This window comes from Acinetobacter sp. ANC_7512 (assembly GCF_056779935.1).
In genome coordinates, this window is record NZ_JBWYIX010000027.1 from 1 (window position 1) to 1,121 (window position 1,121).

General features: G+C 47.4%; 2 protein-coding genes. Both read left to right on the forward strand.

Annotated elements, in window-relative coordinates:
- A partial coding sequence (locus AC1M9H_RS14290; protein WP_481613643.1) for a CoA-transferase occupies positions 1-515 on the forward strand: 515 nt, incomplete at its 5' end.
- 23 nt (positions 516-538) lie between these two features.
- Positions 539-1,121 (forward strand): thiolase family protein (locus AC1M9H_RS14295; RefSeq protein WP_481613644.1); only part of this gene is annotated, 583 nt, incomplete at its 3' end.

Genomic DNA, 1,121 nt, shown 5'->3' on the forward strand with positions numbered 1-1,121 from the left:
TACATTCTGAAAATGGTTTATTGGCCTTTGGTCCACCCCCTGCGGAAGAAGACCGTGACCCTGAGTTAATTAACGCGGGTAAAGAGTTTGTCACCATGCTTGAAGGCGGAGCATTCTTCCATCATGGGGATTCATTTGCCATGATGCGTGGCGGTCATTTAGACATCGCAGTCTTGGGTGCTTTCCAAGTCGCTGAAAATGGTGATCTTGCAAACTGGCATACCGGTGCACCTGATGCCATCCCTGCTGTGGGTGGTGCAATGGACTTAGCCGTGGGTGCGAAAAAAGTCTTCATCACCACCGATCATGTCACTAAAAAAGGCGAACCTAAAATCGTGGCTGAGTTGACTTATCCTGCGACAGGTTTGAAGTGTGTGGACCGCATTTACACAGACCTTTGTGTGATTGATGTGACGAGAGATGGCATGAAAGTGATTGAGAAAGTTGAAGGCTTATCTTTTGAAGAGCTTCAATCGATGACGGGTGCCAAACTCATTGATGCCACTCAGGCTTAAGACTGGTTTTAGGATCTTACACTATGAAAAACGCATACATCATTGATGCCATCCGTACGCCTTTTGGTCGTTATGCCGGTGGTTTAGCGCCTGTCCGTGCGGATGACTTAGGTGCAGTGCCATTAAAAGCTTTAATGGAACGTAACCCTTCTGTGGATTGGAATGTCGTCGATGACGTTTTATTTGGCTGTGCCAACCAAGCCGGTGAAGATAATCGTAACGTCGGTCGTATGTCGGCGCTTTTAGCAGGTATTCCTTATACAGTACCTGCAACCACAGTCAATCGTTTATGTGGTTCATCACTCGATACCGTGGCAATGGCCGCGCGTGCCATTAAAGCTGGTGAAGCTGACGTGATTGTGGCAGGTGGTGTTGAATCTATGTCACGTGCCCCATTTGTGATGGGTAAATCTGAGAGTGCATTTGGTCGTAGTCAAAAGATTGAAGACACCACCATGGGCTGGCGTTTTATCAACCCGAAGCTTAAAGAAATGTATGGTGTTGAAACCATGCCGCAAACGGCTGAAAACGTGGCTGAACAGTTCAATATTAGCCGTGCTGATCAAGACCAATTTGCTTTAACCAGCCAACTACGTACGGCAGCAG